This is a genomic window from Enterococcus sp. DIV0546 (assembly GCF_051712785.1).
GTDB classification, from domain to species: domain Bacteria; phylum Bacillota; class Bacilli; order Lactobacillales; family Enterococcaceae; genus Enterococcus; species Enterococcus faecalis.
The window spans coordinates 2,293,909-2,310,000 of the sequence record NZ_JBIOPO010000001.1; the positions used below are offsets into that span (position 1 = coordinate 2,293,909).

The 16,092-nt window shown below is 38.8% G+C and carries 18 protein-coding genes, 1 tRNA gene and 1 rRNA gene; all 20 read right to left on the bottom strand.

Annotated elements, in window-relative coordinates; translation table 11 throughout:
* Positions 1–16 precede the first annotated feature (16 nt).
* On the bottom strand, positions 17–1,126 hold the full coding sequence (yqeH, locus tag IGJ24_RS11110; protein WP_002381381.1) for a ribosome biogenesis GTPase YqeH: 1,110 nt from the start codon (positions 1,124–1,126) through the stop codon (positions 17–19).
* Entirely contained in the window at positions 1,123–1,650 is a 528-nt protein-coding gene (locus IGJ24_RS11115) for a YqeG family HAD IIIA-type phosphatase (protein ID WP_002356296.1), read from the bottom strand. The genes yqeH and IGJ24_RS11115 overlap by 4 nt, the downstream gene beginning before the upstream one ends.
* Positions 1,651–1,871: 221 nt before the next feature.
* Complete coding sequence (locus IGJ24_RS11120) at positions 1,872–2,660, bottom strand: acetyl-CoA carboxylase carboxyl transferase subunit alpha (RefSeq protein ID WP_002362363.1); 789 nt, start codon at positions 2,658–2,660, stop codon at positions 1,872–1,874.
* Position 2,661: 1 nt separating this feature from the next.
* A complete protein-coding gene (accD, locus tag IGJ24_RS11125; RefSeq protein WP_010712792.1) occupies positions 2,662–3,528 on the bottom strand; it encodes an acetyl-CoA carboxylase, carboxyltransferase subunit beta in 867 nt (288 codons plus the stop codon).
* Between the two features lie 94 nt (positions 3,529–3,622).
* Positions 3,623–4,993 (bottom strand): acetyl-CoA carboxylase biotin carboxylase subunit, encoded by a 1,371-nt coding sequence (locus IGJ24_RS11130; RefSeq protein ID WP_002367303.1) that lies wholly within the window; start codon positions 4,991–4,993, stop codon positions 3,623–3,625.
* 7 nt (positions 4,994–5,000) lie between these two features.
* Positions 5,001–5,426 (bottom strand): 3-hydroxyacyl-ACP dehydratase FabZ, encoded by a 426-nt coding sequence (gene fabZ / locus IGJ24_RS11135; RefSeq protein WP_002356286.1) that lies wholly within the window; start codon positions 5,424–5,426, stop codon positions 5,001–5,003.
* A gap of 3 nt (positions 5,427–5,429) precedes the next feature.
* Entirely contained in the window at positions 5,430–5,918 is a 489-nt protein-coding gene (gene accB / locus IGJ24_RS11140) for an acetyl-CoA carboxylase biotin carboxyl carrier protein (protein ID WP_129194246.1), read from the bottom strand.
* Position 5,919: 1 nt separating this feature from the next.
* Complete coding sequence (gene fabF / locus IGJ24_RS11145; protein ID WP_002356284.1) at positions 5,920–7,155, bottom strand: beta-ketoacyl-ACP synthase II; 1,236 nt, start codon at positions 7,153–7,155, stop codon at positions 5,920–5,922.
* Between the two features lie 18 nt (positions 7,156–7,173).
* Positions 7,174–7,911, bottom strand: a complete 738-nt coding sequence (gene fabG, locus IGJ24_RS11150) for a 3-oxoacyl-[acyl-carrier-protein] reductase (RefSeq protein ID WP_002356283.1) — start codon at positions 7,909–7,911, stop codon at positions 7,174–7,176.
* A 3-nt stretch (positions 7,912–7,914) separates the two neighbouring features.
* Positions 7,915–8,844, bottom strand: a complete 930-nt coding sequence (gene fabD / locus IGJ24_RS11155) for an ACP S-malonyltransferase (RefSeq protein ID WP_002356280.1) — start codon at positions 8,842–8,844, stop codon at positions 7,915–7,917.
* 32 nt (positions 8,845–8,876) lie between these two features.
* Complete coding sequence (fabK, locus tag IGJ24_RS11160) at positions 8,877–9,833, bottom strand: enoyl-[acyl-carrier-protein] reductase FabK (protein WP_002356279.1); 957 nt, start codon at positions 9,831–9,833, stop codon at positions 8,877–8,879.
* A 136-nt stretch (positions 9,834–9,969) separates the two neighbouring features.
* Positions 9,970–10,197 carry an acyl carrier protein gene (locus IGJ24_RS11165; RefSeq protein ID WP_002356278.1) on the bottom strand — a complete coding sequence of 76 codons (228 nt, stop codon included), beginning with the start codon at positions 10,195–10,197 and terminating at the stop codon, positions 9,970–9,972.
* A gap of 52 nt (positions 10,198–10,249) precedes the next feature.
* Positions 10,250–11,215: a beta-ketoacyl-ACP synthase III gene (locus IGJ24_RS11170; RefSeq protein WP_002365153.1), complete on the bottom strand. Its 966-nt coding sequence runs from the start codon at positions 11,213–11,215 to the stop codon at positions 10,250–10,252.
* 15 nt (positions 11,216–11,230) lie between these two features.
* A complete protein-coding gene (gene fabT / locus IGJ24_RS11175) occupies positions 11,231–11,671 on the bottom strand; it encodes a fatty acid biosynthesis transcriptional regulator FabT (RefSeq protein ID WP_002362455.1) in 441 nt (146 codons plus the stop codon).
* A gap of 389 nt (positions 11,672–12,060) precedes the next feature.
* On the bottom strand, positions 12,061–12,291 hold the full coding sequence (locus IGJ24_RS11180) for a YkuJ family protein (protein ID WP_002379802.1): 231 nt from the start codon (positions 12,289–12,291) through the stop codon (positions 12,061–12,063).
* A gap of 100 nt (positions 12,292–12,391) precedes the next feature.
* Positions 12,392–13,282, bottom strand: coding sequence for an NAD(P)-dependent oxidoreductase (locus IGJ24_RS11185; protein WP_002359377.1), 891 nt, complete (start codon positions 13,280–13,282; stop codon positions 12,392–12,394).
* A gap of 72 nt (positions 13,283–13,354) precedes the next feature.
* Positions 13,355–14,578 (bottom strand): cell wall glycolipid biosynthesis glucosyltransferase BgsB, encoded by a 1,224-nt coding sequence (gene bgsB / locus IGJ24_RS11190; RefSeq protein ID WP_002389260.1) that lies wholly within the window; start codon positions 14,576–14,578, stop codon positions 13,355–13,357.
* Between the two features lie 46 nt (positions 14,579–14,624).
* Positions 14,625–15,629, bottom strand: coding sequence for a cell wall glycolipid biosynthesis glucosyltransferase BgsA (gene bgsA, locus IGJ24_RS11195; protein WP_086279791.1), 1,005 nt, complete (start codon positions 15,627–15,629; stop codon positions 14,625–14,627).
* Positions 15,630–15,821: 192 nt separating this feature from the next.
* Positions 15,822–15,895: transfer RNA gene (locus tag IGJ24_RS11200), tRNA-Asn, on the bottom strand.
* 6 nt (positions 15,896–15,901) lie between these two features.
* Positions 15,902–16,017 (bottom strand): 5S ribosomal RNA (gene rrf / locus IGJ24_RS11205).
* Positions 16,018–16,092 lie beyond the last annotated feature (75 nt).

Genomic DNA, 16,092 nt, shown 5'->3' on the forward strand with positions numbered 1-16,092 from the left:
GCCTTCTCTCTAAAATTTAAATTAATGCTTTTCTACGTAAAACATCGACACCTTTAGGCGCCCAACCAGCGACTACACCAGGTTCTGTGACAGTAATCCAACCTAGACCAGCAAACACAATATCCGTTTTTTCTTTCACGGAAAATTCAAAGCGCACTAATTCAGGAAACTCAGCGACTTCATCGGCACGTGGAGGCTGCAATAAGCCACCAACATGTTTTTCATAAAAAGCATCGGCGGTTGCTGTTTTTGTTCGGTGTAAATTTAAGTCATTGGAAACGTAGGCAATGAAGGAACTTTTAGCACCTTGGACATAATCAAAGCGAGCCAAGCCGCCTAAAAACAAGGTTTGTTCAGCATTTAATTGGTAAACTTTCGGTTTGATTTCTTTTTGCGGTGCAATAATTTTCAAGTCTTTTTTACCTAGGTAATGTGCCATTTGATGACGGTGAATAATTCCTGGCGTATCGATTAAGAAGTGGCCATCGTCTAATGGAATTTCAATTTTATCTAGCGTTGTTCCAGGAAATTGTGATGTCGTAATCACATCTTGAACACCCACTGTTTGTTGAATGATTTGATTGATTAATGTTGATTTTCCAACATTGGTCACACCTACGACATAAACGTCTCGGCCTTCACGATATTTTTCGATCGTATCTAATAACTCTTGCATTTCTTGTGGTTTCTTGCCACTTGTTAGTAAAACATCAACAGGGCGTAATCCTGCTTCATGGGCCCGTTCTCTCATCCATTGAACCATTTTAGGTTTTTTTAATGATTTAGGCAAAATATCCACTTTATTGCCAACTAACAACACAGGATTATCTCCGATAAAACGATGTAGTCCTGGAATAAGAGAGCCATTAAAGTCAAAAATATCCACTACGTTCACAATCAGTGCATCTTCTGTTCCTAAACCATTCAATAAACGTAAAAAGTCATCGTCTGTTAATTGGACATCTTGAATGTCATTATAATGTCTTAAGCGAAAACAACGTTGGCAATAAACTTCCCCTGTTTCCATTCCTTTTTCGAAAGCTGTTTTTGGTGTATAGCCTAATTCATGAGGATTTTCCGTTTGGATAATCGCACCACAGCCAATACAATGAATTGCCTCTGTCATTCTAATCCGCCTCTCCATGTCATTTCTGGATGTTTTTTTGATAAGTATTTCATAATTTTCCGTTCAAAGAACCGATTGATTCTAGTATTCCAGCCATCTGTATCGACAATCGGTTGAACTAAAACATTGCGTATACCCGCTGCGTTAGCTCCCCGAATATCTGTCATAATCTGATCGCCGACCATTAACATTTCAGATGGCTTCAAGCCTAATTTTTTTTCTGCTAATTTGAAGCCACGTGCAGTTGGTTTCAAGGCACGTGCTACATAATCTAAGTCAAACTTTTCAACAACGCGTTTAATCCGGCTGTCTTTGTTGTTTGAAACAACAAGGACGGTAATTCCTGCATTTTTCATTTCTAATAACCAAGTTTTTAATTCTTCTGTTCCATCAGGATTATTCCAAGCAATTAACGTATTATCTAAGTCAGTTAGTACTGCCTTAATCCCCAGTTTTTTTAATTGTGCGGGGGTAATTTTATAAATCGCATCAATCATCCATGTCGGTTTATATTTTGAAAACATCGTGACTCCTCTCACTGACACTATGTAGTTTCTTCGATTTTAAGAGACTGAAACATAACTAAACAATTATGCTTCAGTCTCTACCTATTGTATTATACTGCATTTTACTGAAAATTTCTATAAAGGACGGTCGTTCCTTGTAAAAGAACAAGTAAAATAAAAGAAAAAATAAAAAAAGCCACCCATCAACCCCTGAAAAGTTCGTTGATGAGTAGTAACTTCTAATATTTGCGAAAACGTTGGTATCTTTTTTCTAGTAACGTTTCCGTATCTAATTTAGCTAATTCAGTTAATTTTGAAATGAACGCTTTTTGTAACATGCGATTAATTTTTGCTTGTTCCAGAGGCTGACCGTTCATAACTTCTGGAATTACTTTATCTACAATAGCTAATTCCTTCAGCTCTGTCGCTGTGATTTTCATCAATTCTGCTGCTTCTTTCGCACGACTGCCATCTTTCCACAAAATAGAGGCGAAACCTTCTGGCGAAAGAACCGCATAAATCGTGTGTTCCAACATCCAAACTTCATCTGCGACTGCTAAAGCTAAAGCACCGCCACTTCCACCCTCACCAATGATGACTGAAATGATTGGCACTTTCAAATCAGACATTTCTAACAAGTTTTGCGCAATGGCTTCCCCTTCTCCCCGCTCTTCGGCACCAATTCCACAATAGGCACCAGCAGTGTTCACAAAGGTAATGACTGGGCGATTAAATTTTTCCGCTTGTTTCATTAAACGTAACGCTTTGCGATACCCTTCAGGATTAGGTGAACCAAAATTACGTTCAATATTTTCTGGTAGATTTCGACCTTTTTGGATACCTACCACTGTAACTGGTTTACCTTGCAAAGTAGCAACACCACCGACTACAGCTAAATCATCGGCAAAGTAACGATCCCCATGAAATTCTAAAAAGTCCTCAAAAATGGCTTCTATATATTCTAAAGTTGTCAAACGATCTTGGGCTCTTGCCAAGGTAACAACATCATTGGCTGTTTTCTTTTCCATGTTAGCGCCACCCTTCCAAAGAATGTAAACGTAACAAGTCGCTCAATCGTTGACGCAAAAGATTTCTTGGCACAATCTGATCTACAAAACCATGTTCTAAAAGAAACTCGGCCTTTTGAAAATCATCTGGCAACTCTTGACGAATCGTTTGTTCAATTACACGGCGGCCAGCAAAACCGATTAAACTCTGAGGCTCTGCCAAAATAATATCGCCATCCATCGCAAAACTTGCGGTAACACCGCCAGTCGTTGGATCAGTCAATACCGTAAGATACAGCAAGCCTGCTTTGTTATGCCGTTGCAAAGCGGCCGAAATTTTCGCCATTTGCATCAATGAAAAAATTCCTTCTTGCATACGGGCACCACCAGATGCAGTGAAAATCACTACTGGTAAATGCTTTTCTGTCGCCCGCTCAAACAAGCGTGTGATTTTTTCACCAACAATCGTTCCCATACTGCCCATGATAAAATTAGCGTCCATGATTCCAATTGCAACAGCATGTCCTTCAATTGTTGCTTCTCCCGTTAAGACAGCTTCATCTAGCCCAGTTTTTTCTTGCATTTTTTCAATTTTTTCAAGATAACCAGGAAAATTTAGTGGATCTTTTGTCACTAATTCACTGTCCCAATTGTGGAAACTTTTTTCATCGACGGTTATCGCTAATCGTTCCCATGCACCAATCCGAAAACTATAGCCACAATGCGGACAGATTTTTTCTGCACCCATTTCTTTTGTATACAGTGTTCGCTTACAAGAAGGGCATTTTGCCCACATATTATCTGGAACAGAAGGCTTCTTTGATGCATCATTTGCATCAGCACGATTTGGATTAATGCGAATGTAATTTTTCTTTTTAAATAATGCCATTTGCTTACTCCTCGTATTTTAGCGGCAAGAGCTCAGCTCCTTTCAAAAGATCACTGATCTTTCCAAGCAAGAGAGCTCTTGCGGCGTTCTTTCTTTAATGATTGCTTTCTGGCTCCCAATTTGGTAGAAATGTTTCTTGTAAAAAGCTTGTGTCATAGTCACCTGTCAAAACATTGTCATGTGTAATTAAATCCAATTGGAATTCGGCATTCGTAATAATACCTTCTGTTACAATTTCATTTAAAGCCCTTTGCATTTTCATCAAGGCATCAAAACGATTTTCACCATGTACGATGACTTTCGCAATCATTGAATCATAATAAGGCGGAATTGAATACCCTGAATACATAGCGCTGTCTACACGCAAGCCCATTCCACCACTAGGCAACAAGAGATTTTGAATTTTACCTGGTGAAGGAGCAAAATTAAAGGCAGGATTTTCAGCGTTAATTCGGCACTCAATCGCATGCCCAGTCATGGTAACATCCTCTTGGGTATAGCCTAAAGGTTCACCTGAAGCAATTTCTAATTGTGCTTTGACTAAATCAATCCCTGTTACCATTTCCGTAACTGGATGTTCGACTTGGATGCGGGTATTCATTTCCATGAAATAAAAGTCGCCAGCTGGATCCATCAAAAATTCAATGGTTCCAGCATTTTCATAATGCACAGCTTGTGCTGCTCGAACGGCCGTTTCGCCTAACATCTGACGCTTTTCCTCAGAAATAGCAATCGATGGTGATTCTTCTAACACTTTTTGATTATTTCTTTGTAGTGAGCAATCACGTTCCCCTAAGTGAATCACATGCCCATATTGATCACCTAAAATTTGCACTTCGATATGACGTGCTGGATAAATAATTTTTTCTAAATACATATCATCATTACCAAATGCGGCTTTGGCTTCTTGCTGCGCTGAAGTAAAGTGTTTCGGTAACTCTTCTTTTGAAAGAACTTTTCGGATTCCTTTTCCGCCACCACCAGCAGCTGCCTTTAACATCACTGGGTAACCAATTTCTTCAGCAATCGTCAACGCTTCTTCGACAGAATCAATGACGCCATCACTCCCAGGAATAACAGGTACCTTGGCTTTTTGCATCAGTTGACGTGCGTTTATTTTATTGCCCATTGCATCAATCGTTTCTGCTTTAGGACCGATAAAAGTAATGTTGCATTCTTCGCACATTGAAGCAAATTGACTATTTTCAGATAAGAAACCAAACCCTGGATGAATCGCTTCAGCATTGGTAACAATCGCTGCACTTAAAACAGCTTGAACATTTAAATAAGAATCAGTTGCTTTCGCCGGTCCAATACAAATGGCTTCATCTGCTAACTGTGTGTGTAACGCTTCTTGATCCGCTTCAGAGTAAACAGCAACTGTTTGAACGCCTAATTCGCGACAGGCACGAATAATACGAACAGCGATTTCTCCGCGGTTTGCGATTAATACTTTCGAAAACATTTTTCACCTATCCAATCATAAAGGTTAATTCAGCCTCGGCAACTTTTTTTCCATTAACTTTTGCCACACCTTTACCCATTCCAGCAGAAGCGCGGACTTTTAAAAGTTCAACCTCTAAAATTAATGTGTCGCCTGGTGTTACCTTTTGTCTAAATTTTGCTTTATCTAATCCACCAAAGTATGCCGTTTTCCCTTTGAATTCAGGCATTGAAAGTAATGCCACGGCGCCTGCTTGAGCCAACGATTCAATAATTAAAACTCCTGGCAAAACAGGATTCCCAGGAAAATGACCTTGAAAAACTTGCTCATTAACCGTTACATTCTTTTTCGCTACAACACGTTCCCCAGGAATAACTTCTTCAACACTATCTAATAGTAAAAAGGGATAGCGATGTGGTAAAATTTCTTGAATTTCTGTAATTGTTAATTTCATGTTTTATTCTCCTTTAGCAACTCGGAATAGCGGCTGACCAAATTCAACCACATCTTCATTGTTGACTAATACTTCAGTAATCACACCGTCAACTGTCGCCGTAATTTCATTCATTAATTTCATCGCTTCAACGATACACACAACGTCACCCGTTTTAACAGTATCTCCTACTTTGACAAAGTTTTCTTTATCTGGTGCTGGTTGTAAATAAACGATTCCTACAATAGGTGACGTAATTTCTTCTGTCTTTTCATTGGCTGTCGGTGTATTAGTTGGCGTTTCTTCAACGACAGAAACTGTTTCAACAGGCACTGACACACCATTAGCGGCTACTGATGTTTCTTGTGGTTGCGCCACTGGTTCTACGGCACTTCGTCCAGAAACTGTATTTTTATTCATATATAATTCAAACGAGCCTTCTCGTAAATCAAATTCGGTTAAAGTTGATTGATCAAATTGTGTTAATAATGCTTTTACTTCTTCTAACTGCATGTTAATCCTCCCAGCGTTTTAAGCAAATAACTGCATTGTGGCCACCAAAGCCTAGCGAGTTACTTAAAGCATAATCAAATTTATGCTCTTTGCTTTCGTTTAAAACAACGTTCACCGTAATTGCTTCATCTTGATTTTCCACATTAATGGTTGGCGGAATAAATTGATGTTGTAAAGCATTTAGGGTAGCAATTCCTTCAATTCCACCAGCGGCACCTAAGAGATGTCCCGTCATACTCTTCGTACTACTTACATACGCCGTTTTTGCGGCATCACCTAAAGCCAATTCAATTGCTTTAGATTCTGCACTGTCATTGGCTTGTGTGCTTGTTCCATGGGCGTTAATATAGCCAATTTTTTCTGGAGAAATCCCCGCTTCTTCCATTGCTAGTACCATGGCTTTCGCTGCGCCGCTCCCATCTGGTGTTGGTGATGTCATATGATAGGCATCGCAATTAGCACCATAGCCAACCACTTCACCTAAAATAGTTGCGCCTCGTTCTAGAGCATGATCTAATGATTCTAAAATAAAGACACCCGCACCTTCTCCCATCACAAATCCACTACGTTCTTTATCAAAGGGAATTGAGGCTTTTTCTGGGTCAGTCGCCTTTGTTAAAGCGGTCAAGGAAGCAAATCCTGAAATACCGATTTCTGTAATAGGCGCTTCTGCTCCACCAGCAATAATGACATCGGAGTATCCATGTTTGATATTGCGGAACGCTTCCCCAATTGAATGGGTTGCACTAGCACAAGCCGTCACTGTTGACGTACAAATTCCTTTGGCACCAACACGTAAAGCAATATTTCCCGCCACCATGTTTCCAATCGCCATTGGAATAAATAACGGTGCCACACGTTCAGGTCCTTTGTCGTGCATCCGAATTACTTGATTTTGAATTGTTTCCAAACCACCAATCCCGGAACCCACCATGACGCCAAACCGATCCACATCTAGTTGACTGGTATCCAAGCCACTCATAGCCATTGCTTCTAAGGCCGCATAAATGCCAAATAACGAAAACTTATCCATGCGTTTGCCATCTTTTTTAACAAAATATTTTTCCATTGGAAAGTCTTTCACTTCAGCTGCTAAGGTTACACCTGTTTCACTAACATCAAATTTACTAATCGGTCCGATACCATTTTTCCCTGTTTTCAAACTTTCTAAAAAAGTCTCAGGTTCATTGCCAATCGGCGAGGTGACACCGTAACCGGTAATAACTACTCGATTCATCCTTTTGACTCCTTTCGTTTATCCGTGCATGACTAAACCGCCATCAACATTCACGACTTGCCCAGTAATATAGGGACTTTTAGCTAAGAATATCGCTGTAGCTGCGACATCTTCGACTTGCCCAAACGTTTGTAAGGGAATTTGCGCATTCATTTGTGTTTTAACTTTTTCCGATAAAACATCCGTCATTTCTGTTTGGATAAACCCTGGTGCAATCGCATTGCAGGTAATACCGCGCGGCGCAACTTCTCGTGCCACCGATTTAGTAAAACCAACGACACCGGCTTTACTCGCAGCGTAGTTTGCTTGACCAACATTTCCCATTAAACCAGAAACGCTAGCCATATTAATAATCCGACCACTTCGTTGTTTCATCATACGTTTAACCGCTTGTTGGGTCATGTTAAAAGTTCCTACCAAGTTAATATCTAAACAGGCATTAAAATCCTCTTTTGTCATTCGTAATAATAATTTATCATTCGTAATCCCAGCGTTATTCACCAGAATATCAATCGAGCCTAATTGGTCAACGGTTGCTTGAATCATCTCACCTGCTGCATCAAAATCGGAAATATCTCCAGAAAGGCCAATACATTTTACCCCAAAGGCTTCAATTTCTTGTCGTTGTTCTGGTGTAATCTCACTCCGACCGTTTAAAACAATATTGGCGCCCTCTTTCGCAAAAGCCAACGCAACTGCTTTGCCAATCCCGCGAGTGCTTCCAGTAATAAATACGTTTTTCCCTGTTAATTCCATTTTTTACCTCCCAGTAAGTGCTGTTAACGTTTCTGTTAATGTTGCAACATCTTCCACACGGTGCATTTCAATTGTTTTGTCAATTTTTTTAACAAAACCAGTTAATGTTTTCCCTGGACCAACTTCTATCATCGTTCCCACGTTCATAGCCTTCATCGTTTCGATACTGTCTTCAAAACGTACCGCAGACATGACTTGCTTTTCCAATAACGCTTGAATTGCCTCTTGGGGCATAATTTCGGCAGTCGTATTACTAATGACAGGAATTTGCATCGTTTGAAAGTTCAATTTTGCTAAATCCTGAGCCAATTTTTTTGATGCTGGTTGTAACAGTGCCGTATGGAAAGGGCCACTCACATTTAACGGAATCATTCGCTTCACACCAGCTTCTTTGAGAAGTGTCATCGCTTGATCAACAGCAGCAACCTCACCACCAATCACGATTTGTTGTGGTGTATTATAATTTGCTGGAGCCACAATTCCGAAAGCACTGGCTTCTTGGCAGGCTTTCTCAATTACTTCACGCTCAGCATTCATGACAGCAACCATTTTGCCAGTCCCTTGTGGTGCTGCTTCTGTCATGTACTGACCGCGCTTTTGGACCAAGGCCACTGCTTCTGAAAAGCGCAAAGCCCCGCTGGCAACCAAAGCGCTATATTCCCCTAAGCTTAAACCCGCTACGACATCAGGTGTTAGTCCTTTTTGTTGCAAAAGACGGTAAAATGCGACACTGACTGTTAAAATAGCAGGTTGCGTATATTCTGTTTCATTTAAACGTTCATTTTCAGTAAAACAAAGTTCTGCCATCTCATAACCTAAGATATGACTTGCTTCATCGAAAGTTTCCCGAACAATCGCTTCTTGGTGATATAATTCTTCACCCATCCCTTGATACTGGGCTCCTTGTCCACTAAATAAAATCGCTGTTTTCATACGACACCTCATTTTTTGTTAAAATTATTCACTTAGCCCCAACGCTGATTCATCTTATGTACAATCGCTTTGCATTCAGACATGAGTGAATCAATGATTTCTTGGGCTGTTTCTTCTTTTTTTATTAACCCGGCAATTTGTCCCGCCATGACGGAACCGTAATCCATATCCCCGTCAACGACAGCTTTGCGCAAAGCGCCCTGACCAATTTTTTCAAACATTTCTAAATCAGGCACTTCTTTTTGGAGTTCTTGCTTTTCTAATTGATTATATTGAGCGGTTAATTTATTTTTTAAAGTACGCACTGGATGGCCAAAATGTTGACAGGTAATTACTGCATCTAAATCACGTGCCTTTAAAACTTTCTGTTTATAATCTGGATGAACGTTGCATTCTTTGGCAATTAAAAAACGTGTGCCTAACTGGACTGCTTCAGCACCTAACATAAAGGCCGCAGCCATACCACGACCATCACCAATCCCACCTGCTGCAATCACAGGAATTGACACAGCGTCAACGATTTGCGGTAAGCCACTCATAGTGGTTAACTTGCCAATATGTCCACCAGCTTCCATTCCTTCAAAAATGACAGCATCGGCACCAATTTTTTCCATTCTTTTTGCTAAAGCAACAGAAGGAACTACTGGGATTACTTTAATGTTATGTTCTTTAAAACGAGCCATGTATTTGGCTGGATTGCCTGCACCTGTCGTTACGACAGGAACCTGTTCTTCACAAACCAAATCGACAATTTCATCGGCAAAAGGTGAAAGTAACATAATATTGACACCAAAGGGTTGCTCCGTTAATTCTTTAACTTTTTTAATTTCTTTTTTTACGACTTCTTTTGGGGCATTGCCGCCAGCAATAATCCCTAATCCACCAGCGTTTGACACGGCACTTGCTAATGAAGCATCGGCTACCCAAGCCATACCGCCTTGAAAAATGGGATAATTGATTCCAAGCAACTCACATAACTGTTGATTCATTAATTTTATACGTCCTTTAGTTCTAAAATAAGTACACTTCATTCAAGTAAAAAAGGATTTTTCCGGCTTATTTACTTGTTTTTTTAGGGACTGGGTCATTTAGCAATTAAATGTCCCAGCCCCCTATTTTCATGTATTAGTTTGCTTGTTGTTTTTCTACATATGTTACTAAATCTTGAACGGTTTGAATGCCATCTTCTGTTTCGATTTTCACATCAAATTCATCTTCGATTTCGTTAATGATTTGGAATAAATCTAAGCTATCCGCGTCTAATTCTTCTTGAATGTTTGTAGTTAATTGTACCTCTTCAGCATCTTTTCCTAATTCTTCTACGATAATTGCTTGAATTTTTTCAAATACCATGTGTATATTCCTCCAAAATAGTCATTTTCTTCATTTATATGTGAACAGTTTTTTACAGCGTTAGGAGCAGTGAGCCCCATGTTAAGCCGCCGCCAAATCCTGTTAGCACCACGCGTTGTTGGGAACCTAAAATTAAGGTCCCATTTTCAACTGCTTCATCCAACAAAATAGGAATGCTAGCAGCTGAGGTATTGCCATATTTATCCATATTCGTTAAAAACTTCTCGCGGGAAATCTTCGTCTTACGTGCAATTTTATCGATAATGCGCACATTTGCTTGATGTAGTAGAAGATAATCCACGGTTTCGTCCGTCACGAGGGATAAAATATTTTGTGAAACATCTTTAATCGCAAAATCAAAAATACTACGTCCTTCCATCTGTAGCGTCTTACTCGCCTGCTTATGCCCCTGATAAAAAGGACTTTCGTTGATCGTGTAGCCTGACGTTAAAGCCGCCCACCGTTGTCCATCTGCTTGTAATTTTTCATTTAGAAAATGCGGTGTCTCAGCCGCTTCAATCAAGACGCCGGCAGCCCCATCACCGAAAAGCACCGCTGTGGAGCGATCGGTCCAATCCAACATTTTGGAAAATGTTTCGCCACCAATTACTAGACCTGTTTGATAACGACCACTTAAGACTAGTTTTTCTGCCATGCTTAAGGCATAGACAAAACCAGAACACGCTGCACTGATGTCAAAAGCAAAAGCCTCAGTGGCGCCAATTGCGCCTTGCACTTGGCAAGCAACAGAAGGCATATTGAAATCTGGTGTCACTGTTGCAACTAAAATAAAGTCAATCTCACTTGCTTGCTTTCCAGATTTTTCCAATAACTGTTTTGCGACTTGATGACATAAATCAGACGTATTTTCTTGCGTAACGATGCGACGTTCACTAATGCCTGTTCGCGAATGTATCCATTCATCAGAGGTATCCATCATTTCACTCAGTTGGTGATTCGTGACACAATTCTCTGGAACATAACGGCTTGTACAACTAATTCGTGCATAATTCTTCATGGGGATCCTCACTTTTTATTTGTATTCTTGCAAGAAATCATGAAGATTTTTTAGTGCTCTTAACAGCGCTTGTTCTTCTTCTTGCTCCATGCCTTTCAAAATGTTTTTAACCATTTCACGATGAAAATGCTGATGGACTCTAAAAAGTAATTTTCCCTTTTTGGTTAAGCCAAGCTTTACTACACGTCGATCATCTTCACTACGCAAACGTTCAACATAGCCTTTTTTAACTAAGTTGTTAATCGCTACAGTAAGTGTTCCGACGGTAATTGACAGTTCCTTGGCTACTTCTGAAGACGTTTTTTTCTTGTACATACCAATTGCTTCGATTGTGTGCATCTCCGTAATGGATAAATCATTAAATTGTGATTTTTTCAATTCAGATTCTTCAATCGTTAAGATGTCATTAAAGACACTGACTAAGTAATCGTTGACTGTTTCTAAATTAGGTTCCATTCTGTGCACCATCCATATACTTTGATTATCAAAACATTTGATGTTCAAACTATATCGTAAATAAGCAAAGAATGCAAGAGAATTTTCTATATTTTTAATGAAATATTCTTCAAATATTTCAAAAAAGGCGCATTTTCAAGGGACGAGGCTTTTAAAAAAAGGATCAATTACTTTGATACCCAAACTATTTTCACAGAAAATGGAAAGAAGTGCAACTAAAAAGCATCACTGGCACTCCCCTGATTGAGAAGTGCCAGTGATTTTTGTTATATAATTCTTAAACTCCCACTAAGCTATTGCTACAACTTGACTGGATAATACGAGAAGAGAGTGAACCAGAAGCTTTGGTGCTTCTACTCCACTCCCTTATTAAAATGTAGGACGATTAATTATTGAATTAAGTCGTAAATTTCCATTGCTACAATATCGATGTTATCGAATTGATAGCTTTGGTGCGTATCAGATTCTGTTAATTCAAATGTTTCTGTTGATTTATCAAAACTTACAATACATTTCTCTACGCCTTCACGTTCAAAGCGGCGTACTTGTACTTCATTATCTGCTGCTTCGATCATTGCTTCCAGTCTCTTAATAATCGCCACAAGTTGTGAATGTTTCATCAGTGGGCCTCCTTTTGCAAACTAGTTCTGTACCATTGTAACAAAACATTGCCTAACTTGCATGATTTTTCGTCATTTTTTTTGATTTTTTTGTTGTTCTTTAATTTTTATTCGTTGGTTGCTTGCCATCTGTCCACCAAAGCTTAATTAAGGCCTGTGTGCCATCATTTTCAAACCCTTTATCTGCAAGGCTTTCATATAATTCTGTCGCTTTTTGCGTCGCTGGCAATGGAAGGTCAAGTTTTTTTGCTTCATCTAACGCAATCTTTAAATCTTTGATAAAATGTTTAACAAAAAAGCCTGGCGTATAATCTTCTTTTAAAATACGCGGTCCATAATTACTTAATGACCAGTTCGCAGCACTACCACCACCGACTGTTTCCAGAACTTTTTCTAAAGTTAATCCTGTCGCATTTGCATAAACGAGCATTTCAGTCAACCCGGTCATTGTGCCTGCAATCATTAACTGATTCGCCATCTTAGTGTGTTGCCCTTTTCCAGCTGAGCCATGTAGCATAAACGTTTTGCCAAATGTTTTGAAAATTGGTAAGACGGTCTCATAACTTTCTTGATCGCCACCAACCATAATTGTTAAAGTACCATTTTTAGCACCTAAGTCACCACCAGAAACTGGCGCATCCAACGCATGAGCACCCACTTCTGCTGCTTTTTTGGCAATCTTTTCAGCCAAGGTCGGCGTACTTGTGGTTAAATCTACTACTATTTTACCTGTAAGATCTGCTTGAAAAATCCCTGTTTCATTAAAATACACGCCTTCAACATCTGAAGGAAAGCCAACCATTGTAAAAATGATATCACTCGCTTCCGCAATTGCTTTTGGCGTATCATACCAAACTGCTCCTTCAGCAACTAAATCATCTGTTTTACTTTTTGTTCGATTGTAAACATTGACAGATAAATTGTTTTTCATCATGTTACGAATAATTGATTTTCCCATGACACCTGTTCCAATAAAGCCGATTTTAGACATAGTAGCTTCCTCCGTTCTTAAAATAAAAAACTTTCCTCCTTCAGTATAAACGAAGGAGGAAAGTTTTGCAGTTTATTTTCTTAAAGATGTAAATTTTACTTTAATTTTTTTTATTGAGTCCGCATTTTCTTTTTCCATTTGAAGTTGATCAAAGTAAATCAATGTGTCTTGATAAAATTCAATCATTTTGTTGCCAAAGTTTGTAGAAGAAATTTCAAATAATTTTTCATCTAAAATAGTTTGGTCCATTTTAATATTTGCTTGTATATAGTCAATCAATGTTGGGGCAAAATCACTGTCTGTCTTAAAAGTTTTGCCTAAGCTTTCATGATCAAATAAATTATTTAAATAGGCGTTCCCTTCTGCAACACATTGAACGCCAGCAGCCATCGCTTCTGTATAAGTTAAGCCTTGTGTTTCCGACGTTGAGGCGCTGACAAAATAGTCAGCAGCTTTATAATAAATGGCGACTTCTTCATTTGGCACTTCACCCGTAAATTGAACGTATTCACTGACTTCTAGTTCTTCTGCTAATTCTTTTAAATCCTCTAGATAGGGACCATTTCCAACTATTACTAAACGAGTTTGTGGTAATTTTTCAATAATTTGTGGTAACCCTTGAATAATTGCTTGAATATTTTTTTCATAAGAAATTCGACTTAACGATAACAACATAATCTGTTGCTCTTCAATACCTAGTTGTTGACGCATTCCAGCGATCATTTCTTCAGTAATATCGGGACGTAAAAACTTATCAATTTCGATCCCTGTTGGAATAATTCTCATTGGTGCGGTCACTCCATAATCCCGTAATTTTTCAATTACACGTTCACTGGGACAAACAACACCTGTCGTATGATTTGTAAACACTCTTGAAAAGAATTTAACATGTGATGGACGGACAACTTTTCCTTTAGCAATATAATGTAAGTAATCTTCATACATTGTATGATACGTATGGATGACAGGGATTTTCATTTTTTTCCCAACCATTTTCCCTAAAATACCCGCACCAAATTCAGTATGTGTATGAATTAAATCTAATTCCAACTCTTTGGCAATTAAATAGGCGTACCACATGCCGCGAACCACTACTCGGCGATCTTTAAAAGACACGAATGGCACACTAGGCATTCGTATGACATCTTCTTCAAAATCAGTCGCGTTAGGATCGGTTGTCGTAAAAATATACACTTCATGGCCGTGCTTTTCTAATTCATCTTTTAAGGTCTTAATAGAAGTCGCTACCCCACTCACTTGCGGGAAATACGTATCAGTAAAAAAACCAATTTTCACTCTCATTACCTCCATTTCATCTAACAATAACTGTCTTCAATATTTGTTAAGATAAGACTGTTTCGTAGACTTCTTTTAACTCGTAACCAATTTGCTTGATACTTCTTTGCTCTGCTACTTGGTAGCCTGCTTCTCTAGTGCTAGGTATTTCCCCTTCTAATAAGCCTTCAATATATTTTTTAAATTCTTCAATAGAATGACCCATATAACAATTTTCATTAGCTACTAGCCAGCCTTGATAAACTGGAATATCACGCACCAAGACTTGTTGCTGACTAGCTAATGCTTCTAAGACAACAATTCCTTCCGTTTCTTCACGCGAAGGGAAAAAGAAGAGATTCGCTGCCGCATAGGCCCCTTCGATGACATCTCCTTTAATATAACCTGGGAAAATAACATTTTCTGGATGATCTTCTTTAACTAATTGTCGGATATTTTTTGGGATAGAATACATTGGTGTATCACCAAACCAAATAAATTGATACTCTGGTAATTGTCGTGCAACTTCAATAAAATCAGTGATTCCTTTGCGTTCAAAAAATAATCCCACACAAATAATTACTTTTTTCTCTTCATCTATTTTAAAATATTCTCGGAATTTTTGTTCCTTTTCTTCTGAAGGATAAAAGCGTGATAAATCAATACCATTTGAGATCGCCGAAATAGGCACTTTAATGCCATATCCTTCTAGCAATGTTTTAGAATACGGTGTTGGTGTAATTAAATGATCCGCTTTGGAATACAAACTGATAAGATATTTTTTTACTAATGGTGCCAGTTGATTAGACCCAATAAAGGAATTACGAAAATCTTCTTCTGTCGAATGGGCATGATAAATAACTTTTTTTCCTAGTTTACGTGCTTTTCTGACCATACGATGGCTATTTATGCCATATGTATTAATATGCAATATATCATAGTCACTGCAATCAGCATCTAATGTATATTCTATTCCAACTTCAGAGAGCGCTCGTTTCTGGTGATCTAATGCTCGACCAATACCTGATTTGGCTAAGATTTTCTCACCTTCAAAATATAACAATATTTTCAAACCCGCTCCTCCTTTTCTGCTTTACTAACTATAATAAACACATTATACCATAGCTAAAATTTGATGTATTCATTCTTCGGTAGGATCCTTTTAATCTTATAAATGTTTTTAAAGTCCCTTCTTCAAGCTTATCAAAAAATAGTGAATAAAACAAAAAAAGCAAAAACCAAGTTGGTTTTTGCTTTTGCTCAACTCCGGCAGTAGGACTCGAACCTACGACATCATGATTAACAGTCATGCGCTACTACCAACTGAGCTATGCCGGAATAATCGCGTGGCGACGTCCTACTCTCACAAAGGGAAACCCTTCACTACAATCGGCGCTAAGAAGCTTAACTTCTGTGTTCGGCATGGGAACAGGTGTATCCTTCTCGCTATCGCCACCACACTGGGTGTTGTTTCTTATTGAGTTGAATCTTCATTCACTCAAAACTGGATTGAAGTTTGAATCAAAATAACCAAG